Source organism: Rhodococcus sp. MEB064 (assembly GCF_000834565.1).
Lineage (GTDB): Bacteria > Actinomycetota > Actinomycetes > Mycobacteriales > Mycobacteriaceae > Rhodococcoides.
In genome coordinates this window covers 228,304-247,955 of sequence record NZ_JXQS01000018.1, presented here as the reverse complement: position 1 = coordinate 247,955, position 19,652 = coordinate 228,304, and the positions used below count along the sequence as shown (strand labels likewise).

Annotated in this window: 25 protein-coding genes; 15 read left to right on the top strand and 10 right to left on the bottom strand. The window is 66.4% G+C overall.

Features of this window, described 5'->3' with window-relative positions:
- Window positions 1-9: 9 nt before the first annotated feature.
- The gene (locus RU01_RS10580; RefSeq protein ID WP_042574473.1) at window positions 10-1,149 is read right to left on the bottom strand and encodes an acyl-CoA dehydrogenase family protein; all 1,140 of its coding nucleotides are present in this window, start codon (window positions 1,147-1,149) and stop codon (window positions 10-12) included.
- A gap of 105 nt (window positions 1,150-1,254) precedes the next feature.
- Between RU01_RS10580 and RU01_RS10575 the strand changes: the two genes are divergently transcribed.
- The 8 genes from RU01_RS10575 to RU01_RS10540 all read left to right on the top strand — a co-directional run bounded on the left by RU01_RS10575 (window position 1,255) and on the right by RU01_RS10540 (window position 6,774).
- Window positions 1,255-1,827 carry a TetR/AcrR family transcriptional regulator gene (locus RU01_RS10575; protein ID WP_042574472.1) on the top strand — a complete coding sequence of 191 codons (573 nt, stop codon included), beginning with the start codon at window positions 1,255-1,257 and terminating at the stop codon, window positions 1,825-1,827.
- A gap of 62 nt (window positions 1,828-1,889) precedes the next feature.
- Window positions 1,890-2,366 carry a VOC family protein gene (locus tag RU01_RS10570; RefSeq protein ID WP_042574471.1) on the top strand — a complete coding sequence of 159 codons (477 nt, stop codon included), beginning with the start codon at window positions 1,890-1,892 and terminating at the stop codon, window positions 2,364-2,366.
- A 46-nt stretch (window positions 2,367-2,412) separates the two neighbouring features.
- On the top strand, window positions 2,413-3,099 hold the full coding sequence (locus RU01_RS10565) for a hypothetical protein (protein ID WP_052493224.1): 687 nt from the start codon (window positions 2,413-2,415) through the stop codon (window positions 3,097-3,099).
- A 101-nt stretch (window positions 3,100-3,200) separates the two neighbouring features.
- Window positions 3,201-3,824, top strand: coding sequence for an FAS1-like dehydratase domain-containing protein (locus RU01_RS10560; protein WP_231568670.1), 624 nt, complete (start codon window positions 3,201-3,203; stop codon window positions 3,822-3,824).
- 10 nt (window positions 3,825-3,834) lie between these two features.
- Window positions 3,835-4,446, top strand: a complete 612-nt coding sequence (locus RU01_RS10555; protein ID WP_042574470.1) for a pentapeptide repeat-containing protein — start codon at window positions 3,835-3,837, stop codon at window positions 4,444-4,446.
- A 297-nt stretch (window positions 4,447-4,743) separates the two neighbouring features.
- Window positions 4,744-4,953 (top strand): dodecin, encoded by a 210-nt coding sequence (locus tag RU01_RS10550; protein ID WP_042574554.1) that lies wholly within the window; start codon window positions 4,744-4,746, stop codon window positions 4,951-4,953.
- A gap of 100 nt (window positions 4,954-5,053) precedes the next feature.
- Window positions 5,054-6,202, top strand: a complete 1,149-nt coding sequence (locus RU01_RS10545) for a zinc-dependent alcohol dehydrogenase (protein ID WP_042574469.1) — start codon at window positions 5,054-5,056, stop codon at window positions 6,200-6,202.
- An 11-nt stretch (window positions 6,203-6,213) separates the two neighbouring features.
- On the top strand, window positions 6,214-6,774 hold the full coding sequence (locus tag RU01_RS10540; protein ID WP_042574468.1) for a hypothetical protein: 561 nt from the start codon (window positions 6,214-6,216) through the stop codon (window positions 6,772-6,774).
- Window positions 6,775-6,876: 102 nt separating this feature from the next.
- On the opposite strand, the gene RU01_RS10535 is transcribed toward RU01_RS10540, so the two are convergent.
- A complete protein-coding gene (locus RU01_RS10535) occupies window positions 6,877-7,320 on the bottom strand; it encodes a 6,7-dimethyl-8-ribityllumazine synthase (RefSeq protein WP_042574467.1) in 444 nt (147 codons plus the stop codon).
- 75 nt (window positions 7,321-7,395) lie between these two features.
- Here RU01_RS10535 and RU01_RS10530 point away from each other — a divergent pair, with 75 nt between their 5' ends.
- From RU01_RS10530 to RU01_RS10520, 3 genes are all read left to right on the top strand, one after another.
- Window positions 7,396-7,749: a TetR family transcriptional regulator gene (locus RU01_RS10530; protein ID WP_042574466.1), complete on the top strand. Its 354-nt coding sequence runs from the start codon at window positions 7,396-7,398 to the stop codon at window positions 7,747-7,749.
- Window positions 7,746-8,099, top strand: coding sequence for a hypothetical protein (locus tag RU01_RS10525; RefSeq protein ID WP_042574465.1), 354 nt, complete (start codon window positions 7,746-7,748; stop codon window positions 8,097-8,099). Before RU01_RS10530 ends, RU01_RS10525 begins: the two co-directional genes overlap by 4 nt.
- A 73-nt stretch (window positions 8,100-8,172) precedes the next feature.
- The gene (locus RU01_RS10520; protein WP_042574464.1) at window positions 8,173-8,727 is read left to right on the top strand and encodes a hypothetical protein; all 555 of its coding nucleotides are present in this window, start codon (window positions 8,173-8,175) and stop codon (window positions 8,725-8,727) included.
- A 13-nt stretch (window positions 8,728-8,740) separates the two neighbouring features.
- Here the strand turns inward: RU01_RS10520 and RU01_RS10515 are convergent, their stop codons facing one another.
- From RU01_RS10515 to RU01_RS10505, 3 genes are all read right to left on the bottom strand, one after another.
- On the bottom strand, window positions 8,741-9,955 hold the full coding sequence (locus tag RU01_RS10515) for an alanine racemase (RefSeq protein ID WP_231568669.1): 1,215 nt from the start codon (window positions 9,953-9,955) through the stop codon (window positions 8,741-8,743).
- A 59-nt stretch (window positions 9,956-10,014) separates the two neighbouring features.
- A complete protein-coding gene (locus RU01_RS10510) occupies window positions 10,015-10,323 on the bottom strand; it encodes a chorismate mutase (protein WP_042574463.1) in 309 nt (102 codons plus the stop codon).
- A 154-nt stretch (window positions 10,324-10,477) separates the two neighbouring features.
- Window positions 10,478-10,786 (bottom strand): chorismate mutase, encoded by a 309-nt coding sequence (locus tag RU01_RS10505; RefSeq protein ID WP_042574462.1) that lies wholly within the window; start codon window positions 10,784-10,786, stop codon window positions 10,478-10,480.
- A 313-nt stretch (window positions 10,787-11,099) separates the two neighbouring features.
- Here RU01_RS10505 and RU01_RS10500 point away from each other — a divergent pair, with 313 nt between their 5' ends.
- The gene (locus RU01_RS10500; protein WP_042574461.1) at window positions 11,100-11,648 is read left to right on the top strand and encodes a hypothetical protein; all 549 of its coding nucleotides are present in this window, start codon (window positions 11,100-11,102) and stop codon (window positions 11,646-11,648) included.
- A 48-nt stretch (window positions 11,649-11,696) separates the two neighbouring features.
- Here RU01_RS10500 and RU01_RS22110 read toward each other — a convergent pair whose 3' ends face one another.
- Entirely contained in the window at window positions 11,697-12,143 is a 447-nt protein-coding gene (locus tag RU01_RS22110) for a Rieske (2Fe-2S) protein (protein ID WP_052493223.1), read from the bottom strand.
- 106 nt (window positions 12,144-12,249) lie between these two features.
- On the opposite strand from RU01_RS22110, the gene RU01_RS10490 reads away from it, so the two are divergent.
- The 3 genes from RU01_RS10490 to RU01_RS10480 all read left to right on the top strand — a co-directional run bounded on the left by RU01_RS10490 (window position 12,250) and on the right by RU01_RS10480 (window position 15,618).
- Complete coding sequence (locus tag RU01_RS10490) at window positions 12,250-13,470, top strand: low temperature requirement protein A (protein WP_042574460.1); 1,221 nt, start codon at window positions 12,250-12,252, stop codon at window positions 13,468-13,470.
- 94 nt (window positions 13,471-13,564) lie between these two features.
- Window positions 13,565-14,350, top strand: a complete 786-nt coding sequence (locus tag RU01_RS10485; protein ID WP_052493222.1) for a GAF and ANTAR domain-containing protein — start codon at window positions 13,565-13,567, stop codon at window positions 14,348-14,350.
- 47 nt (window positions 14,351-14,397) lie between these two features.
- Window positions 14,398-15,618: an AGE family epimerase/isomerase gene (locus tag RU01_RS10480; protein ID WP_042574550.1), complete on the top strand. Its 1,221-nt coding sequence runs from the start codon at window positions 14,398-14,400 to the stop codon at window positions 15,616-15,618.
- Window positions 15,619-15,649: 31 nt separating this feature from the next.
- Here the strand turns inward: RU01_RS10480 and RU01_RS10475 are convergent, their stop codons facing one another.
- The 4 genes from RU01_RS10475 to RU01_RS10460 are packed head-to-tail and all read right to left on the bottom strand — an operon-like array spanning window position 15,650 to window position 19,585.
- Window positions 15,650-16,510, bottom strand: a complete 861-nt coding sequence (locus RU01_RS10475) for an ABC transporter ATP-binding protein (RefSeq protein WP_042574459.1) — start codon at window positions 16,508-16,510, stop codon at window positions 15,650-15,652.
- Entirely contained in the window at window positions 16,507-17,538 is a 1,032-nt protein-coding gene (locus RU01_RS10470; protein ID WP_042574458.1) for a FecCD family ABC transporter permease, read from the bottom strand. Before RU01_RS10470 ends, RU01_RS10475 begins: the two co-directional genes overlap by 4 nt.
- A complete protein-coding gene (locus tag RU01_RS23355; RefSeq protein ID WP_042574457.1) occupies window positions 17,535-18,560 on the bottom strand; it encodes a FecCD family ABC transporter permease in 1,026 nt (341 codons plus the stop codon). The genes RU01_RS10470 and RU01_RS23355 overlap by 4 nt, the downstream gene beginning before the upstream one ends.
- Entirely contained in the window at window positions 18,557-19,585 is a 1,029-nt protein-coding gene (locus RU01_RS10460) for an iron-siderophore ABC transporter substrate-binding protein (protein WP_042574456.1), read from the bottom strand. The genes RU01_RS23355 and RU01_RS10460 overlap by 4 nt, the downstream gene beginning before the upstream one ends.
- Window positions 19,586-19,652: the final 67 nt, after the last annotated feature.

The following is a 19,652-nucleotide window of genomic DNA, read 5'->3' as shown; positions in this document are numbered from 1 at the left end:
GTCTGCAGGCTATCGCCCCAGTGACCGACTGATCACCAGTCGTTGGATCTGGTTCGTCCCCTCGAAGATCTGCGTGATCTTGGCGTCGCGCATGTAGCGCTCGACCCGGAAGTCGCGGGTGTAGCCGTAGCCGCCGAAGACCTGCACGCCGTCCGTCGTCACCTTCATCGCGGCATCGGTCGCGACGAGCTTGGCCACCGAGGCCTGGCGGGAGAACGGCAATCCGGCGTCCTTGCGTCGCGCAGCATCGATGTAGGTCGCCCGGGCGGAATCCACCGCCGCGGCCATGTCGGCCAGTACGAAGCCGAGACCCTGGTGGTCGATGATCTTGCTGCCGAACGTCGTTCGCTCCTGCGCGTAGGCCACGGCGTCGTCCAGAGCCGCCTGCGCGATCCCGACCGCGACGGCGGCGATACCCAACCGGCCGGCGTCCAGTGCGCTGAACGCGATACCCAGGCCCTGTCCCTCGGCGCCGACGAGCCGATCCTTCTCCAGCAGCGCCCCGTCGTAGTGTGCCGCCGTGGTGGGGACCGCGTGCAGCCCCATCTTCTCCTCGGGCGCACCGAACGAGAGTCCGTCGAGATCGGCCGGGACGAGGAAGCAGGAGATTCCCTTGGACCCCTCTCCCGTGCGGGCGAACAGGGTGTAGAAGTCGGCCTTGCCGCCGTGGGTGATCCACGCCTTCGATCCGGTGACCGTGTACCCGTCGGGTCCGGGAACTGCCTTGCAGGCCAGGGCGGCCGCGTCGCTTCCCGCCTGGGGTTCGGATAGGCTGTAGGCGCCGATGGTGCTGCCGCTCAACATGTCCGGGAGCCAGCGCTGCTTCTGCTCCTCGGTTCCGAACGCCATCAGCGGGTGGCACGAGAGCCCGTGCACGCTGACCGCCACCGCCACGGCGGCCCACCGCGATGCCAGTTCCTCGAGCACCTGGAGGTACACCTCGTACGGTTGACCGCCGCCGCCCCACTCCTCCGGGTACGGAAGGCTGAGCAGTCCCGCCTCGCCCAGCGTCGCGAAGACGCCCTCGGGGTAGGTCTCTTCTTTCTCGTGCCGGTCGACGATCGGGTCGAGGACCTTGTCCGCGATGTCGCGGGTCAGCTGCAGCAGATCGCGCGCGTCGTCGTTCGGTAGCAGGCGGTCGACAGCCATGTCCGGTCCTCGTTCCGTCGGTGGTCGTGAGCGCACCGGTACTGCGGCGGCTCTCTCAGTACTATCGACAGTACTGTATCGGCGGCTCCAGTACTATCGGCGCTCATGACAGCAGCTCACGCGACGGCTCGGCGCGCACAGCTTTTCGACGCCGTCGTCACGCTGTTCCTCTCCGAAGGCTTCGCGCACCTCACGCTCGAGGACATCGCCGCTCGACTCCGGTGCTCCAAATCGACCCTGTACACCCTCGCGCCCAGCAAGGACGAGCTCGTCCGCACCGCCACGGTGCACTTCTTCACCTCGGCGGCCCACTCGGTCGATGCGGCGGCAGCCCGAGCGCACGGGACCCGCGCGCGCATCGCCGCCTACCTCGGCGCGGTGGGCGAGGCATTGGCTCCCGCATCGGAACAGTTCATGACGGACCTCGCGGAGTTCGAGCCGTCACGGTCGGTCTACGAGCGCAACACGGCGATCGCCGCCGAACGCGTACGCCGGATCATCGACGACGGAGTCCGCGCCGGGGACGTACGTGACGTGCACGCGGCATTCGTAGCCGACGTCGCCGCCTCGGTCATGGTCTCGATCCAGAGTCGCGCACTCGTGCGGCGCACCGGACTCGACGACGCCGACGCCTATCGCGAACTGGCCACCTTGCTGACCGAGGGCATCGCGCGATGAGTTTCCTCGTAACGCGCAGTCAGAGTCGGTACACCGTCCACCTGTGACATCAGGAGCTTCCCATGCAGAAGATCACCCCCACGCTCTGGTACGACGACAAGGCCGAGGAAGCCGCCGAGTTCTACATCTCCACCTTCGGCGACGGCGCGATCCTGAATGTCAGCCGCTACGGCGACGACGGCCCGGGCACCCCCGGCAGCGCGATGATCGTGGATTTCGAGTTGTTCGGTCAGCGGTTCAACGGCCTCAACGGCGGCCCCATGTTCACCTTCACCGAGGCCATCTCCATGTCGGTCAGTTGTGACGGACAGGAGGAAGTGGACCGGTACTGGGATGCGTTGGTGTCCGACGGCGGCGCGGAGTCGCAGTGCGGGTGGTGCAAGGACAGGTTCGGAGTGTCGTGGCAGATCGTGCCCGTCCAGCTGATGCACCTGATGAGCAACCCCGATCCGCAGGTGTCCCAGCGGGTCATGCAGTCGATGCTGTCCATGCGCAAGATCGTCATCGCCGATCTGCAGCGAGCTCACGACGCGGCCTGACGCACTCCCCCGGTTTCGCGGGCCGTATCGCGGGAACACCGCGTCCGTGTCCGACTCCTTGCTCGTCCGCGCCCTGGCGGCCCCGTTCGGCCTGGGGTCGGCAGTGCGGCACGCGAAGCTGTTCCATCCGAAAGGCATCGTTCTCCGCGGCACCCTCGAGCGGATCGCTGCCGACGGCGCCGGGTTGCCGGTGGGATCGGCCGACGACGTGCTGGTCCGTCTGTCGTCCGCGCTGGGTCTGCCCCGCTCGGTTCCGGACGTGGCCGGGTTGGCGATGCGTCTGCCACCCACGGACCTCGCCGACTCGGCGTGGGACATCCTGCTCGCGAGCGCCGGCCGCGACGTCGTCACGCGGTGCATCCCCCTGCCGGTCGGCTCGTTCGACTCCGCGTCGTACTCGTCGCTGATGCCGTTACGCCACGACGGTCGCAACTGGTGGCTGCGCGCCGGCGTCGTCAGCGCTCCGACACTGCCCACGCTGGAGTCGATATCCGACGCCGTCCTTTTCCGACCCCTCGTGATCGAGCTCGAGCAGTCCCCCGGCACCGACGACTACCAGCCGCTGGCGAGACTGTCGCTGACCTCGGTCGACAACTCCGGTGGGCAGGTCTCGTTCGATCCGGTCCGGCGCACCCCGAGCAGCGTCCGCCCGGGCCCCGAGTGGTTGCGATCCCTCCGGGCGCGCGCCTACCTGGACAGTCGGCGCGGCCGGGAGACCTCGAGGTCCGGTTGAGGGTTCCCGGTTGTGGTTACTCACACCCTCAGTAGGCTGTGATCACAGACAACGTCGCTCGTACGACATAGGGGAAGGTTCCACGTGAACAGGATTTCGGCGTGACCGGTGACATCGGGTCGATGGCACCTGACGCAGTGCAGGAGACGCGCCCCCTCGTTCCCCACGAGGTGGACCACCGCTTCGAACGCACCACCACGCTCGTCGGGCACAAATACGTCATCCCTGACTACTACGAGGTCGGTCGCGAGAAGATTCGCGAGCTCGCGCGGGCCATCCAGAACAATCACCCGGCTCACCACAACGAAGCAGCTGCCGCGGAGCTGGGATACGACGGTCTGATCGCTCCGGCCACGTTCGTCAGCGTCGTCGGCTCGATCGCCATCGACTACCTGTTCTCGCACATCCTGGTCGAGTACGAGATCACGGCAGTGCTGCAGACGGACCAGAGCTTCACCCTGCACCGCCCACTGCTGCAGGGTGACCGCCTGGTGTCGGAACTCCAGGTGATCTCGGTGCGCCAGTTCGCGGGCAACGACATCATCGTCGTCCAGAATCACATCACCTCGCGCGGCGAGGATGCGTGCACCAGCACCACTACGTTCATCGCCCAGACCGACGCCGATGTCGATCCGCGAGCAGCCGCTCTGGTGAGCGCCGTTCTGCCCGCGAGCACACCGCGTGTCGGACCCACCGCACGACCGGAGGACACGGACAGCGTCTAAGGTCGCTGCGGTGGTTGACGAAAACGCGGACCAGTCGTTCGAGAGCGAGAACTTCAACGAGATCGACGCTCACGGTGAGCTGTGGACCGGCAGGACCTACACGTCGTGCTCGTTCATCGACGCTGATCTGAGCGGGCTCTCGACCCACGGCGTCGTCTTCACGGGGTGCGATTTCTCGGGCGTCGACCTGACCGACTCCTCGCATACCGGCACGGCGTTCCGCAATTGCGAGTTCCGACGTAGCCGCTTGTGGCACAGCACGTTCCGCAGTACATCGTTTCTCGGATCGTCCATCTCCGACACTCGGATCAAGCCGTCGACCTTCGACGAGGTCGACTTCATGCTCGCCTCGCTCGGCGGCCTCGACCTGCGCAACCTTGACTTGACGGGTGCCCGATTCCGGGAGTCCAACCTGGTCGGCGCCGACCTACGGTCGTCCGTGCTCCGCAACGCCGACTTCGGCGGAGCGCGCACCTCGGGATTACGCCTGAACGACGCGGACCTGCGCGGAAGTACGGCCGATGCGACGTTCTGGACGTCGGCGACGCTGGACGGCGCTCGTATCGATGCGGTCCAGGCGTTGGCCTACGTCCACGCGCACGGCCTCGTCGTCCAGGACTGAACCCGGTCTTTCGATCTCGTCCGGTAGGCCGTCCGCGTCGAATAGACCGTGGAAACTGCCTCCCCGCGCGATACGTCCGGGCGGGAAGGCAGTTCCGTCGGGAAGCTGTGGTCTCAACCTCCCGGGCGGCGACGCGGACGTCGCCGCCGCCAGTCAACTACCCGGCTCCCGCCGTCCCGAAACGACGGGGCCCTCGAAGCCGTTGCGACCGAGTTGATCCGAATCCTGGACGTAGCGCCGTACCGAGCGCACGATGACGGCGCAGGTACATCCGAGAAGAGGGTCGAGGACACCACAATGAGCGACAACGTCTACCGCGTCACCGAAATCGTCGGCACGTCCACCGAGGGCACCGACGACGCCGTGCGCAACGCCATCTCCCGCGCGAGCAGCAGTCTCCGAGAACTGGACTGGTTCGAAGTTGTCGAGACTCGGGGCCACATCGAGAACGGTGCGGTCGCGCACTTCCAGGTGACCGTCAAGGTCGGGTTCAAGCTGGAAGCCTGATCCGACCCGCGGCGCCCCGTCAGCCGTCCGCCGTCGAATTCGGACGAACGTTTCGGGGCAGTTCTGTTTGAGGGCAATATCACAGGGTAGTTCGCACGGCATGAAAGCAATGACGTACCGCGGCCCGTACAAGGTCCGCGTCCAGGACAAGGACATGCCCACCGTGGAACACCCGAACGACGCGATCGTGCGCGTGGAGATGGCGGCGATCTGCGGATCCGACCTCCACCTCTATCACGGCATGATGCCGGACACGCGTGTCGGGATGACGTTCGGCCACGAGTTCATCGGCGTCGTCGAAGAAGTCGGTCCGTCCGTGCAGAACCTGCAGCGCGGCGATCGAGTCATGGTGCCGTTCAACGTCTACTGCGGTTCGTGCTTCTTCTGCACACGCGGTCTGTACTCGAACTGCCACAACGTTCACCCGAACGCGACTGCCGTCGGCGGCATCTACGGCTACTCGCATACCTGCGGTGGGTACGACGGCGGTCAGGCACAGTTCGTCCGTGTGCCGTTCGCGGACGTGGGACCCTCGATCATTCCCGACTGGATGAGCGACGAGGACGCGCTGCTCTGTACCGACGCTCTGGCCACCGGATATTTCGGTGCCCAACTCGCGGACATCGTCGAGGGTGACACCGTCGCAGTGTTCGGCGCCGGACCCGTCGGCCTCTACGCGGCGAAGTCCGCGTGGCTCATGGGAGCCGGTCGAGTGATCGTCATCGATCATCTGGAGAATCGACTTGCCAAGGCGCGGACGTTCGCGCATGCCGAGACGATCAACTTCGCCGAGCAGGACGACGTCGTGGTCACGATGAAGAGGACGACGGATCACCTCGGCGCCGATCGAGTCATCGACGCGGTGGGGGCGGAGGCCGACGGAAACTCTCTCCAGCACGTCACCGCCGCGAAGTTCAAGCTGCAGGGCGGCTCACCCATCGCCTTGAACTGGGCGATCGACAGCGTCCGCAAAGGTGGGACCGTCTCGGTCATGGGCGCGTACGGTCCCATGTTCAGTGCGGTCAAGTTCGGCGACGCGATGAACAAGGGACTGACACTGCGCATGAACCAGTGCCCGGTCAAGCGCCAGTGGCCACGCTTGTTCTCGCACATCCAGAACGGCTACCTGAAGCCGAGCGAGATTGTCACGCATCGCATTCCGCTCGAACACATTGCCGACGCGTATCACATCTTCTCGTCGAAACTGGACGACTGCATCAAGCCGATCATCCTTCCGCACGCGAGCTGAGAGGGCCCCTCATGGTCTACACCGCCGATCACCCGTCGACCCCCGATATAGAGGATCTCCGCGCTCGCATCCCCGGCTGGGGCGTCGACCGCGATCCAGCCGACCGGCCCTCCGTCCCCCGTGAGCGCATCGACCCGGCCGGCACCGGTGCGCACTGGGACTTCCCCGAACGGCAACCGGAGCTCCGCCCGCGTGAGCGGTCCGTCGAGCACAAGATGTTGACGCCCGTCTTCGGAACCACCGCACCCCTTCGCGGCGCGTCCGGAACCATGCGACGATTCGCCTATCGATACAGCGAGGGCAGGGCCGCGCACTGGCTGATGCTCCTCGCAGCCGATCGCGTCGACGCGATCGAATCGCACGCCCAGTCGTTCCTCGGCCTGCATCCCGACAACCCGATCACTCAGACCGGAGTACGAACGGAGTTCACACACAACGGACTTCGAGCCCGGCGCGGCACGACGCGTGTGGATACCAACCACGCGTGGATGGACCCGTTCATCGTCGCCGGACCCTGGGTTGTGACTGCCGCGGTGATCACCCGCGCCGTTCGCTTGCTGCGTCGCGGGTGATTCACGTTCCCGCGGGCGTTCCGTGTTCCCGCGGTGACTGCACCACCCGCCGGAACATACAACGCCCGCGGGAGCCGAGAAACGTCGTGGCCGACTGACGGATCAGGCCTCGGCCTTCACGATCGCGTCGCAGGCCTCCGCCGCTTGGGCACCCTTGGTGACGAAGTGGTCGCGGAAATAGGTCAGATGTTCCTCGTGCTCGTGGAAATGGTGCGGGGTCAACACCACCGAGAACACCGGCACATCGGTGTCGAGCTGCACGCGCATCAGCCCGTCGATCACGGCCGTCGCCACGAACTCGTGTCGGTAGATTCCTCCGTCCACCACCAGACCTGCCGCGACGACGGCGTCGTAACGTCCGGTGCGCGCCAGTCGCTGGGCTTTGAGCGGAATCTCGAAGGCGCCGGGGACCTCGTAGAACTCGAGGCTGTCGCGCTGGTGTCCGAGAGCGAGCATCCGGTCCGTGAAACCCTCTCGGGCCTTGTCCACGATGGCGCGATGCCATGTTGCTTGGATGAATGCGATCTGTCCCGGTGCGTCGGCCATGCAGTGAAACTAGCCCAGCACCTGTCCGGACGGTCACGAGTAGCCGTTCTTGACTGTTCAGTCTAAAATAGGCGCATGGCTCGACCTCGCGCGTTCGACACCGATGAGGTGGTGGCCGCTGCCGTGGCGGTATTCACCGAGCACGGCTATCGGGGCGCGTCGGTCGATCAGATCCTGGCCGCGACGGACATCCGGCGAGCCAGTCTGTACAACGCGTTCGGGAGCAAGCGCGGACTGTTCCTGACGGCGCTTCGTTCCGACAGAGCAACGATGGACCTTCTCCTCGTCGCACTCATGGAACTCGCGCCCACCGACGCGGCACTACGCCGTGAGCTCGCCGCCACCCTCGCCGAGAGGGGCATCGACGAGCGCGCACTCGGCACCGCACTGCTCTCCCGCGCCGACATCCGACGAGAGGAAGCACTGTGAACACCGTGACGATCGAGGGTGGACGGCTGGTCGTCAGCCCTCGTGGCCTGGACAAGCTGTGGAGCTTCACTCGCCGACTCGACGTGCCGTTGTCGCAGGTGAAAGGTGCGACCGCCGATTCCGGTGTCCAACGGGAACCCAAGGGGATCCGCGCCCCCGGCCTCTCGATTCCCGGCAAGTACGCCGGAACGTTCCACCGTGACGGGGAGAAGACGTTCTGGAACGTCAGCGACCCCGTGCGGAACGTCGTCATCGAGTTGGACGGCACCGGAAAATACGACCGACTCGTCCTCACGGTGGACGACCCCGGCGGCATCGAGAACACGATCAACGCTGCGATGACGTCCTGAAAGCCGTCTTCGCGGAGGTATCGACAGCCGGAGCTGGTCGTCCGAGGGCCGCCAGTGCTTCATACTGACCCACATGGCGTCCAACTCGAAACGAGCAGTACTGAGCAATGAGGCCGATTCGGTCACCGTCTTCCACGACGGCCGGATCAAGGTCACCTCGAGGGATCACCGCTGGGAGATCGTCGAGGTCGGCAGGCACAGTGCCCTCGGCCAGTTCGTCACGCTCGGCGTCGGACGCCCCCTGTCTGCGAGCGAGACCACCACCGCTGCGGCGCCTGCTGCCGACTACTCCGTGGCGTTGACGCCCGACCGGGAGACCGAGGTCGCCGGCACCGTCGCCGCGACCAACGGCACCTTCATCCAGTTCCTGCACAACGGCTCCATCACCGTCGGCAGCGACGGACGGGACATCGCCGAAACGTTCAACACGGGCCCGGAAGCCAACTCGGAGATCGTGTCGGTACGTGGTGGCTCGGTGACCGTGACCTTCCGCGGCTCCTACCGCCCGTCGTCCCTGCGTGAGCACGACTTCCTCGTCGACATCCCGTCGCCCGAGAAGCCTGCTCTGAACCGCCTGCACCCCGGCGAGCACGAGTCGCGTGCCGGAAAAGTGGGCCCGTTCCGCTGATCGAGGAATGCCCTCAGAGAAACGCGAAGCCTTCCCCGCGGTAGGTCGGTAGCTCGCCGACCAGTCGGTCGCCCGAGACCAGATGCAGGACATCGACTCGCTCGCAGAGCTCCCCTGCCTTGGCGTGACGGAACCACACTCGGTCTCCTACCCGAAGCGACGCGGCCGACGGTCCGACAAGGGGCGTCTGCGCTTCGCCGGCCGCCTCACGACTGGTCAGCTCCAGTCCGTGAGGCCACGCCACCGTCGGCAATCGATCCGTGCCGACCGGCCCCGACGCCACCCATCCGCCACCCAGGACAGTGGCGGTGGACGCGGACGGCTTGCGCACGACGGAGTTGACGAAGAATGCGGCGGGTTCGGGCCGGAAGCGTCGATAGTGATCGAAGAGCGCGGGCCCGTAGAGACCCGACCCGGCGCCGACCTCGGTGATCGCAGCTTCCGACGCGGTCTGCTCGATCGATCCGGTACCGCCTCCGTTGACGAACTGCAGCGGTGCGATCGCTCGTACCGCGGCGACGGCCTCGGCTCGGCGCGTGCGCAGTTCACGGGCGGATGTCCCCTGGACGGCTCGCAGTGCTGCGCGAGCAAGAGAATTCCCGGGCTGATCGTCTCCGATTCCGGCGATCTGTCCCTCGTACGACATCACGCCGACCAGATCGAAGCCGCGTCGCTTGTCGAGATGTCGCGCCAGTTCGGTGGCAGCAGCAACCGAGTGCACGGGAGATCGCAGAGGACCGAGATGTACCCAACCACCCAGCAATTCGAGGGAGGCGTCCATATCGATGCAGACGCGAATCGATGACCGCACAGAAGGCACGACCTCGTCGATGTAGTCGAGCTGGTCGGTCGAGTCGATCATGATCGTCACCCGAGAGGCCAGACGGTCGTCACTGCACAACGATGTCAACGCAGCGCGATCCGCAGTCGGATATCCGACGAGGATGTCCTCGTGCTGGTCGGCGAGCCAGATCGCTTCCGGCAGCGTGAGCGCGAGAATTCCGCGGTAGCCGTCCAGGGACAGCGCGCGGTCGATGAGGCCGCGACAGCGGACTGATTTACTGGCCAACCGAATGGTGGCCGAACCGCCGGTGCGAGCGACCAGACGGGCGGCATTGGAGTCGAACGCGTCGAGGTCGACTACCGCGAAGGGCGGCTCGAGATCAGAAGTAGCCGACTCGAGCGCATCCATGCGGGCGGAGCGGCCGTGTGCGGCGGGGCGTCGCATGAGCCAGAAGTCTGGCCGGACGCACCGACCGCGTCAAGGTCGGTGAAACTACTACGAACCTACTGGCCGATGCGGCCGCGGCCCATGCGCAGGAGGAGCATCCCGAGGGTGCGACCTTCCTGGCCCAGGTCACCGAAACGCTGGAGTGCGGACATCTCGCGAACGTTGGACGCCGACCGGCCCTGCGCGGCCTGGGCGAGCCCGACCGTGCGGGCAACTTCGTTGCGACGCTCGACTGCCGCGAGGATCGTGGCGTCGAGGCGCTCGATCTCGTCATGCATCGCGTCGATCTCCTGCTCGGCAACCGTGACGTCGACGTCATCGGTGCGAGTGAAGGATGCGGCGGCGAAGTCGATTGATGCGCTCATGATCAGTACATCGCCCGGCGCCCGACTTTCATTACCGAGTCTCGCGATACGACGGTGTGACGTAGGCAACACCCGCTGTGACCTGCACAGACGACAGCACCCCACACGTCCGAGGACGTATGGGGTGCTGTCGTGAGAGCGGGTGGGTGGGAGGTCAGTGAGCCATGCGGCCGCGGCCCATACGCAGGAGCAGCATCCCGAGGGTGCGACCTTCCTGGCCGAGGTCCCCGAAGCGCTGGAGTGCGGACATCTCGCGAACGTTGGACGCCGACCGGCCCTGCGCGGCCTGGGCGAGCCCGACCGTGCGGGCAACTTCGTTGCGACGCTCGACTGCCGCGAGGATCGTGGCGTCGAGGCGCTCGATCTCGTCATGCATCGCGTCGATCTCGTGCTCGGCGGCGGTGACGTCCACGTCATCGGTGCGAGTGAAGGATGCGGCGGCGAAGTCGATTGATGCGCTCATGACTACTACGTCGCACGGGGCTCCGATTCCGTTACGCACACTCTCGAGTATTTTTTTCGAGCGCTGAAACCGCTGGTCAGCGCATCGAAGAGTCTGCAGAACCGGATCCATGGCTACCCGCGTTCTGGGAACCGCGCACCCGCTCCCCTTCCAGCAAGGCTCACCGGTTACAACCAGAGCAAATTGCTGGAACTGGAGGGAGTACGTCGATCCGCACCACCACACCGCTATCTGCAACGCCCAAGCCCCACCCCCACGTTTCGAGGCACCGGCCGCGGGTAGAGCGAGGTACGTCACAACAGAGGAGATTCTCATGGCACGTGCCACCCTTGCCCACCTGCTTCACGACGTCGGGATCGCTGCATGGTTCGGCGGAACGCTCGCGAATGCTGTCGCCCTCAACAAGGCTGCGTCGAGCGCGGACACCGCCGGTTCGACGGGTGCCGTCGCCAACGAAGGGTGGGATCGCTGGACGCCGGTCAACGCTGCGGCGATCGGGGTTCACCTCGCCGGCGCGGCCGCGCTGCTGAAGAACGACTACGGCCGGATGAAGACGCAGGACGGTGTCGCCACGATGGCCGTCGCCAAGACAACCCTCACGGCTGCCGCGCTGGCAGTCACCGGGTACAGCCGTCTTCTGGGTCAGACCATCTCGAGGGAAGGGTCGGTTCCGGCAGCCGACGGCACCACGCCCACGGCGTCGACGCCGCCCCACGTGGCTGCAGCGCAGAAGAAATTGCAGGCTCTGCAGTGGGTCGTTCCGGCGCTGACCGGTGGAATCGTTGCCGTCTCCGCGTACGCGAGCGAGCAGTTCCGGCCGGAGGAAGTGACGAAGGGCGTGCTGTCCCGCGTCATCGGCTGAGCCGCCGCACGTCGACGACCCCGGCACCCGAGTTCTGTGTCGGGGTCGTCAGCCGGTCAGCCAGATGAACCCGTCCCGCACCTCGACGGCGTAGGTGGACAGCGTCGCGATCCGTCCGACGGCGGTCACTGCGGCCGAGTAGGGCGGGAAGCCGAACACGACGCCCTTGGGCCCGCTGCGCATGGATCCGTCCGTCACGTCGAACTCCGCTCGATGCCACGGGCACTGCAGGCACCCGTCGTCGGTGACGATTCCCCGCCCGAGTTTCCCGAACTGGTGTCGGCACACGTTGCTCACTGCGAACGGGGTGTCGTCGGGAAGCATGCCGACGGCGATGACTCCGTGCTCGTCGGTACGAACTTCCGTCACCCGCCGCTCACCGAGGTCGTCGATGCCGACCAATCGTCGACCGACCGCCTGCACGGTGTCGTTGTGGAAGACCGGAGGAATCAAGCCGCGACGCTGGGAACCACCGCGTCCGTGCGCTTCGCTCATGACCCGGACATACCCTGACCCTCCGGTCCTAAGCGTGCGAGGTTTGCCCGTTCCACGTTCGGGCACTACCGCGGAGCCCTGTCGGAGCTCTCGGAGTGGAGATCACGTGGCACGACAACCGGACGACGGTGCCGACAGCGACGCCGGTGCCGATCAGTCCACTCCCCTGCTCGAACCGCCGAAGCTGCGTCTCGAGGACGACCGGGTCGCGACCAGGTTGGAGCTCTTCTTCGACCTCGCGTACGTCCTGGTAGTTCACCAGCTCGCGCTCGCACTGAAGGACGATCTGCGATGGCAAGGCGTCGCGGAGTTCGCCGGGCTCTTCGCCGTCACGTGGTGGTCGTGGGTGACCACGACGCTGTACGCGAACCGGTTCGACACCAACGACGTCCTCTACCGGTTGCTCAAGCTTGCTGCCACCTTCGCCGTGGCGGTGATGGCCGCCAGCGCGGCGACGGCGGTGGGCAGCGACGGAACGGTCGCTTTCGGTGTCGGGTACATCGCCACGCGGGTGATCCTCGCCCTCCTGTACCTGCGCACGCGGCGTCACATTCCCGATGTGCGCGTCACGGTCGATCTGTACCTCGCCGCCACTGTCGTCAGCGCGGTGATCTGGGCTCTGTCGTTGCTCACCCCGTCACCGATCACGTACATCCTCTGGGCGGTGGGGATCGCCATCGAAGCCGCGGCGCCGTTCGCGGCGACCCGGTGGGGCCCGGACGTGCCGCTGCACCTCGAACACCTGCCGGAACGCTTCGGCCTGTTCGTCATTCTGGTCCTCGGCGAGTCCATCTCCGCGGTGGTACTCGGGATGCACGACACGCACTGGGCGTTCTCCTCGGTGGCGGTGGCTGCCCTCGGCTTCACCATCGCGTCGGCTGTGTGGTGGATGTACTTCGACATCGGCGGTGCCGAGGCGAAGACGGAGATCCAGGACGACGACCGCGCCGTCGGCAGTGGTCGCGCCGACGGATACGTCTACGGACACCTCCCCCTCACCCTGGGCGTGGCCCTTCTCGGCGTCGGAATCCAGCAGTACGTCCTGCACCCGGTGGGCGAGCTGACCGACACCGGACGCTGGGTACTGTGCGGCGGAGTCGCACTGTTCGTCACCGGGGTCTGCGCCATTCTCGGATGGAGTTCCGGCCATTGGCGGACGGTCTTCCCGTGGCCGGCTCTGGCCATTCCCGTCGTCATCGTGGTCGGGTTCGTCGACACCAGACTTCCCTTCGCCTCCGCAATTGTCCTGGCTGTGGGGGCGATCGCGGCGGTCGTCACCGGCGTCGTGCATCGGCGCCGCAGTCCGGTCGACACCACCGAAACCTGACGCAACACCCTTTTCGAGCCATTCTTCGACGTGCTTCGGAGGCGCTTCGACGTTGCGGTTCGGTAGGTCGGTTCGATCGGTCATAATCAGTGACATGCATGCAGATGATGCACGCGCTGCGGTCGCCGACTCGCAGCTCGAGGCACCCGTCCCGGTCGTGCGCTGGGGTCGTCCCGAACAGGGCGCCGACCTTCGCGACGCCCTGGGCGGACAGATCGACAGCGACGAGCAGCTCGCGCGGGCGCTCCGCACCCTCGTGGGCCTCGCCCACAAGACCATCGACGGTGCCGCAAGTTGCGGGATCTCGGTCTCGGTGTCGGGTCGCTCGTTCACCGCGGCGCACAGTGACGCCCGCACCCTGATCGTGGACACCGAACAGTACGAAGCCGGTGACGGTCCGTGCCTGCACTCGGCCCGCACCGGAACCGTCGTGCGCGTCGATGCCATCGACGCCGAGAAGCGGTGGCCGGTATTCGCCGCGTCCGCGCGCAGCGAGAACATCCGGTCGTTCCTCGCAGCACCGCTGCATACGCCGGAGACGCGCTTCGGATCTCTCAACCTGTACGGCGAGGCACCCTCGGCATTCACCGACGCCGACGTCGACACCGCGCTGGCACTGACCGACGCCCTCTCGCACGCCGTCGGGCACTACCAGCGATTCGATCGACTCCTGGACCAGTACAACGGGTTACGTCTCGCGCTGGAACATCGAGCTCCCATCGAGCAGGCGAAGGGAATGCTGATGGCCATCCACCGCATCGATGCCGACGCGGCCTTCGACATGCTCGCGACTCGTTCACAGCACGAGAATAGGAAGCTCCGTGACATAGCCGCCGACGTCATCACCGACATCGTCGGACGGCCCACCGCCGGGGAGTGACCGATCGACCCTTGCCTCGGACACCGATCGACGGGTCGAATGGCACCATGGATTCCTGGCTGGAAAGTTCTACCCACTCGACGTGGCTCGATTCGCAGACCCGCGCTCTGCTGAACTTCGGTCGCCGGGTCGCCGACCCTCGTGGAGGGGCCGGCTGGCTCACCGACGACGGATCGATCGATCCTGCCCAGCCGATCCATACCTACGTCACGGCTCGGATGACCCACGTCTACGCACTGGGAAGCCTGCTCGGGATTCCGGGATCGCGTCCGATCGCCGAGCAGTGCATGGACGGGCTGCGCACGCTGCTCCACGACGACGATGCGGGCGGATGGTTCTCCTCGGCAGACGGTTCCGGTGAGCACGCCGACGGGAAGTCCTGTTACGAGCATGCCTTCGTGCTTCTCGCCGCGTCGTCGGCGGTTCGGGCGGGGATCGCGGGAGCCGACGCTTTCTTCGCCGAGGCGCAGCAGGTGTTCCTGGACAGGTTCTGGAGTGAATCGGACGGCCTGTGTATCGACATGTGGGACACCGCGTTCACCGCGCCCGACGACTACCGAGGGCTGAACGCCAACATGCACGCGGTCGAGGCGATGCTGGCGGCGGCATCCGCGTCGGGTGACGCCGACTGGATCTCGCGGAGTGAACGCGTGTGCCGCTTCGTCGTGGAGTCCTCGGAGGACCGTGCGTGGCGCATCCCCGAGCACTACGACGCGACATGGCAGCCGGATCTCGATCTGAACCGCGACCAGCCGAGCCACCCGTTCAAGCCGTTCGGCGCCACCGTCGGTCACGGATTCGAGTGGGCCAGATTGATGCTGCACACGGAGGCTGCGTGCGAGACCACCAGCGACTGGTTGCTCGATGCTGCCCGGAACCTGTTCCATCGGGCTGCTGCCGACGGGTGGTCCGTCGACGGCGCACCAGGATTCGTCTACACGACGGACTGGGACGGCGGACCCGTCGTCCGCGACAGGATGCACTGGGTCGCCGCGGAAGCCATCGCGGCGGCCGCAGCGCTGTACCGCAGAACGGGCGATCGGATGTACGCCGATCACTACCGCCGGTGGTGGGACTATGTCGCCACCGTGATGATCGATCCGGTGGACGGTTCGTGGAGGCATCAACTCGACGAGCGGAACGAGCCGACCGACACAGTGTGGTCGGGTAGGCCCGATCTCTATCACGCGATCCAGGCGACATTGATTCCTCGCCTTCCGCTCTACCCGATGATCGCAACTGCGGTGGCCGACGGACGTGTGCGCTGAGCGGCCGACCGCGGAACTTCCACCGTCGTCATCACGTCGACCGCGACGACACCGCTGCCTCCTCGTGTCCGGGCGTCTGCTCGTCGGCAGCGCGGACCAGATGGTGGCGGCCCCTCGGAAGCATCAAGGGCGTGCCGGACACGGGATCGGTGATGATGCGGCAATCGAGGCCGAAGACAGCCTGGACGCACGACTCGGTCAGGACGTCCACAGGCGCCCCCGCAGCGTGAATGGTGCCCTCCGACAGCGCGATCAGATGGTCGGAGTAGCGCGCCGCCAGATTCAGGTCGTGCAACACCATGACGATGGTCGTTCCCCGCGCAGCGTTCAGATCTGTCAACAGATCGAGCACCTCGACCTGGTGGCTGACGTCCAGGAATGTCGTGGGCTCGTCGAGCAGGAGAAGATCCGTGTGCTGCGCCAGCGCCATGGCGATCCAGACACGTTGACGCTGACCGCCGGACAATTCGTCCACGGTCCGATCGGCGAGGTCGGCGGTGTGTGTCATGTCCAGCGCATCGGCGACCGCGATGTCGTCGGCGGTGTTCCAGCGAGAGAAGGCCGACTTGTGCGGATGCCGCCCCCGACCGACCAGGTCGGCGACGGTGATCCCCTCGGGCGCGAGGGGCGATTGCGGAAGCAACCCCAGTGTGCGAGCAAGGTGCTTGGCCGGGGTGCGGTGGACGTCGCGTCCGTCCAACAACACCCGACCGCCACTGGGCTTCAGAAGTCTCGACATCGATCGCAGCAGGGTCGACTTCCCACATGCGTTGGCACCCACGATCGAGGTCACGCGGCCCGGCAGGATGTCGAGGTCCAAGCCGTCGATGACGGTGCGATCTCCGTACCCGAGAACGAGATCGTGCATCGTGAGGGTGTGGTCGGTGGTCATATGGATCCTCCCGCGCGATTGCTGCGGACGATGAGATAGATGAGGTACGGAGCGCCCAGGATCCCGGTCACGATGCCCACGGGATACCGGGTCCCGAAGGCGTATTGGCCACAGAAGTCCGCCGCCAGGACCAGCAGGGCGCCGACGAGAGCGGACGGGACCAGCAAGGATCCGGCCGGGCCCACGATGCGTGCGGCGATCGGTCCGGACAAGAACGCGACGAAGGCCACGGGTCCTGCTGCCGCAGTGGCGAACGCGATGAGGCCGACTGCGCTGACGATGACGACCAGTCGAGTGCGGTTCACCCGCACGCCCAGCGCCGGCGCCATGTCCTCGCCCAGTCGGGTGACGGCCAGGTCGCGGCTCCTGCTCATCAGGACGGGCGCGAGAAGGACGAACGGCACGATGACGGTGACGACGTTCGACCATGTCGCACCGTTGATGCTGCCGGTGAGCCACCGGGAGGCTTCCTGCAGATCCCACTGAGCCGCACGCGAGAGCACGTACGCGGTGACACTGTCGAGCATGGCCGCGATACCGATGCCGACGAGGATCAGTCGCGTCCCGACGACTCCGTCCTTGAACGACAGCACGTACACCGCGACGGCGACGACGAGTCCGCCGACGACAGCGAACACCGAGACCTGTGTGGCACCCAGGGACAGCGTGATGATGGCGAATGCCGCTGCGGCGCTTGCCCCGGCGCTGATGCCGATGATGTCGGGACTGGCGAGCGGATTGCGCAGCATGGTCTGGAACGCCACTCCCGCCATCCCGAAACACAGTCCCGCGACCGCTGCCAGAACCGTGCGAGGCAGTCGCAACCTGCCGACCGTGTACGACGCACCGGGCACGTCCTGGCCGAGGATCACGCGGACGACGTCGTCCAGCGGGTAGTAGGTGCGTCCCACCGTGAGGCTGACGACTGCGATGGCGACGACGAGTACAGCGAGAACGGCGAGAGATGTTCGGCGACGCGTCGACCGACTACGGCGGCCTGCCACGACACGCTCGAGTGTCGTCGTCACAGCGCACTCACCCTCCGTCGACGGACGATCGCGATGAAGAACGGGGCACCGAGGAGCGCGGTGATGATGCCGACGTCTATCTCGGCGGGCCTGGCGACGATGCGACCTGCCACGTCCGCGACGGTCAGCAGCACCGCGCCTCCCACCGCGCAGTACGGGAGCAACCATCGGTGGTCGACTCCGACGAGCAGCCGGAACACATGTGGCACAACAAGTCCGACGAATCCGATAGGTCCCGCCACGGCCGTCACGGCGCCGCACAGGACGACTGCCCCGAGAGCGGAGGTCGCGCGCACCAGAGCCACGCGCTCCCCAAGTCCCGCGGCGAGATCGTCGCCCAGAGCCAGCGAGTTGAGCGACCGTGCCGATGCCAGACACAGCGCTCCGCCGACGATCAGGAACGGCAGGATCATCGACGTCCGCTCGAAGGTGGCTCCGCCGACTCCCCCCACGAGCCACGACCTGATGCCACCGGCGAGGTCGCTACGCGGTAGCGCAACGGCGCTGACGAACGACACCAAGGCCGCCGACGTCGCCGCGCCGGCGAGCGCCAGCTTCAATGGCGACGCCCCACCGCGGCCGAGAGAGCCGACGGCATAAACGAATACGGCGGTCACACCGGCTCCGGAGATCGCGACCCAGAGATAGCTGGTCGCGGACGACAGAGAGAAGAACACCAGTCCCGTGACCACGGCGAGCGACGCACCCATGTTGACTCCGAGAATTCCGGGGTCCGCCAACGGGTTCCGGGTGACGCCCTGCATGACGGCGCCCGACACTGCCAGGGCTGCGCCGGCGAGCACCGCCAGCAGCGTCCGCGGAAGACGCGTCGCCACCGCAGCTCGGTCGAATCCTTCCGTCGATCCACCGAGTGCGGCGACGACGTCGTCGATACCCACATCGCGGGAGCCGATGGTCACCGACAGGAACACCGCGACGGCCAGCGCACCGACGGCGGCGAGCAGCCCGGCGCCGCGCGCCCATGTCGCGGACGACGGTGCCGGCCCGACGACCGATGTCACTGTGTCGGTCGTGCTGCTCGTTCGAGGAGTCCGAGGTAGTCGTCGAGCACCCAGGAGAGAGACAAGGGGGTGGGATTCGACGCGGTACCCAGCGTGCCGTCGCTGGGAAGGGCGACGATGGCGTCGTTCTTCACCGCGGGCATCTGTGACAGCAGGGGGTCGGCCTCGAGCGATCGGACCAGCTCGTCGCCGCCGTAGGTGACGATGATGTCGACGTCGTTGAACGCGTCGGCCTGCTCGGCGCTCTGCTTCAGGCTGAACTTGTCCGTCGTCGCCGAGGCGGTCGCGACGCTCGGCGGCGTGACCATGCCGAGGTCCTCGAAGAACATGGTCCGGGTGTCGTGCGTGGTGTAGAAGCTGACTTCGCTAAGATTCGTCGTGTCCACGTGGGTGAGGAACATCGTCGACTTCCCGGCGATGGCCGGATGAGCGGCAACGGCCTCGTCGATCTGTGCGTCGAGATCGGCGATGAGCCGCGTGCCTTCGTCCTCGAGGCCGAGCGCACGGCTGCTGACGGAGATCATGTCCCGCCACGGCGTCCCCCACGCGGTCTCCGGGTAGGCGACGACCGGTGCGATTTCGCTGAGCTGGTCGTATGTCTCCTGGTCGAGACCCGAATAGGCGGCAAGGATGACGTCGGGGTCGGTGTCGGCGACAGCCTCGAAGTCCACTCCGTCGGTCTCGTCGAACAGCACCGGTCGCTCGCCACCCAGCTCGTCGAGCTTGGCGTCGACCCAGGGAAGGACGCCGTCACCGTCGTCGTCGCCGAAGTCGGCGAACGCCATCCCGACGGGGACGATGCCCAGCGCCAGGGGAACTTCCTGGTTGGCCCAGTTGACCGTCGCGACCCGCTCGGGTTTCTCGGCGATCGTGGTCGTCCCGAGAGCGTGTTCGATGGTGACGGGTGTCCAGTCGGAGGCGGCACTGTTCCGGTCGTTCGACTCCGTCGACGTGGAGCACGACGTGAGGCCGACAGTGACCAGGAGCGCGGCGGAAAGCACGGCGAACCGTGACGCGTGGGACATGAGATCCTTCTGGTCGAGGCGCGAAGTTAGGTGAGGGTTACCTCAAACGAAAGTAAACCATTCCCCA

Coding starts and splice junctions, on each gene's coding strand:
- RU01_RS10580 (WP_042574473.1), bottom strand. CDS start 1,149: ATGGCTGTCGACCGCCTGCTACCGAACGACGACGCGCGCGATCTGCTG.
- RU01_RS10575 (WP_042574472.1), top strand. CDS start 1,255: ATGACAGCAGCTCACGCGACGGCTCGGCGCGCACAGCTTTTCGACGCC.
- RU01_RS10570 (WP_042574471.1), top strand. CDS start 1,890: ATGCAGAAGATCACCCCCACGCTCTGGTACGACGACAAGGCCGAGGAA.
- RU01_RS10550 (WP_042574554.1), top strand. CDS start 4,744: ATGAGCGACAACGTCTACCGCGTCACCGAAATCGTCGGCACGTCCACC.
- RU01_RS10545 (WP_042574469.1), top strand. CDS start 5,054: ATGAAAGCAATGACGTACCGCGGCCCGTACAAGGTCCGCGTCCAGGAC.
- RU01_RS10540 (WP_042574468.1), top strand. CDS start 6,214: ATGGTCTACACCGCCGATCACCCGTCGACCCCCGATATAGAGGATCTC.
- RU01_RS10535 (WP_042574467.1), bottom strand. CDS start 7,320: ATGGCCGACGCACCGGGACAGATCGCATTCATCCAAGCAACATGGCAT.
- RU01_RS10530 (WP_042574466.1), top strand. CDS start 7,396: ATGGCTCGACCTCGCGCGTTCGACACCGATGAGGTGGTGGCCGCTGCC.
- RU01_RS10520 (WP_042574464.1), top strand. CDS start 8,173: ATGGCGTCCAACTCGAAACGAGCAGTACTGAGCAATGAGGCCGATTCG.
- RU01_RS10515 (WP_231568669.1), bottom strand. CDS start 9,955: ATGCGACGCCCCGCCGCACACGGCCGCTCCGCCCGCATGGATGCGCTC.
- RU01_RS10510 (WP_042574463.1), bottom strand. CDS start 10,323: ATGAGCGCATCAATCGACTTCGCCGCCGCATCCTTCACTCGCACCGAT.
- RU01_RS10505 (WP_042574462.1), bottom strand. CDS start 10,786: ATGAGCGCATCAATCGACTTCGCCGCCGCATCCTTCACTCGCACCGAT.
- RU01_RS10500 (WP_042574461.1), top strand. CDS start 11,100: ATGGCACGTGCCACCCTTGCCCACCTGCTTCACGACGTCGGGATCGCT.
- RU01_RS22110 (WP_052493223.1), bottom strand. CDS start 12,143: ATGAGCGAAGCGCACGGACGCGGTGGTTCCCAGCGTCGCGGCTTGATT.
- RU01_RS10485 (WP_052493222.1), top strand. CDS start 13,565: ATGCATGCAGATGATGCACGCGCTGCGGTCGCCGACTCGCAGCTCGAG.
- RU01_RS10480 (WP_042574550.1), top strand. CDS start 14,398: ATGGATTCCTGGCTGGAAAGTTCTACCCACTCGACGTGGCTCGATTCG.
- RU01_RS10475 (WP_042574459.1), bottom strand. CDS start 16,510: ATGACCACCGACCACACCCTCACGATGCACGATCTCGTTCTCGGGTAC.
- RU01_RS10460 (WP_042574456.1), bottom strand. CDS start 19,585: ATGTCCCACGCGTCACGGTTCGCCGTGCTTTCCGCCGCGCTCCTGGTC.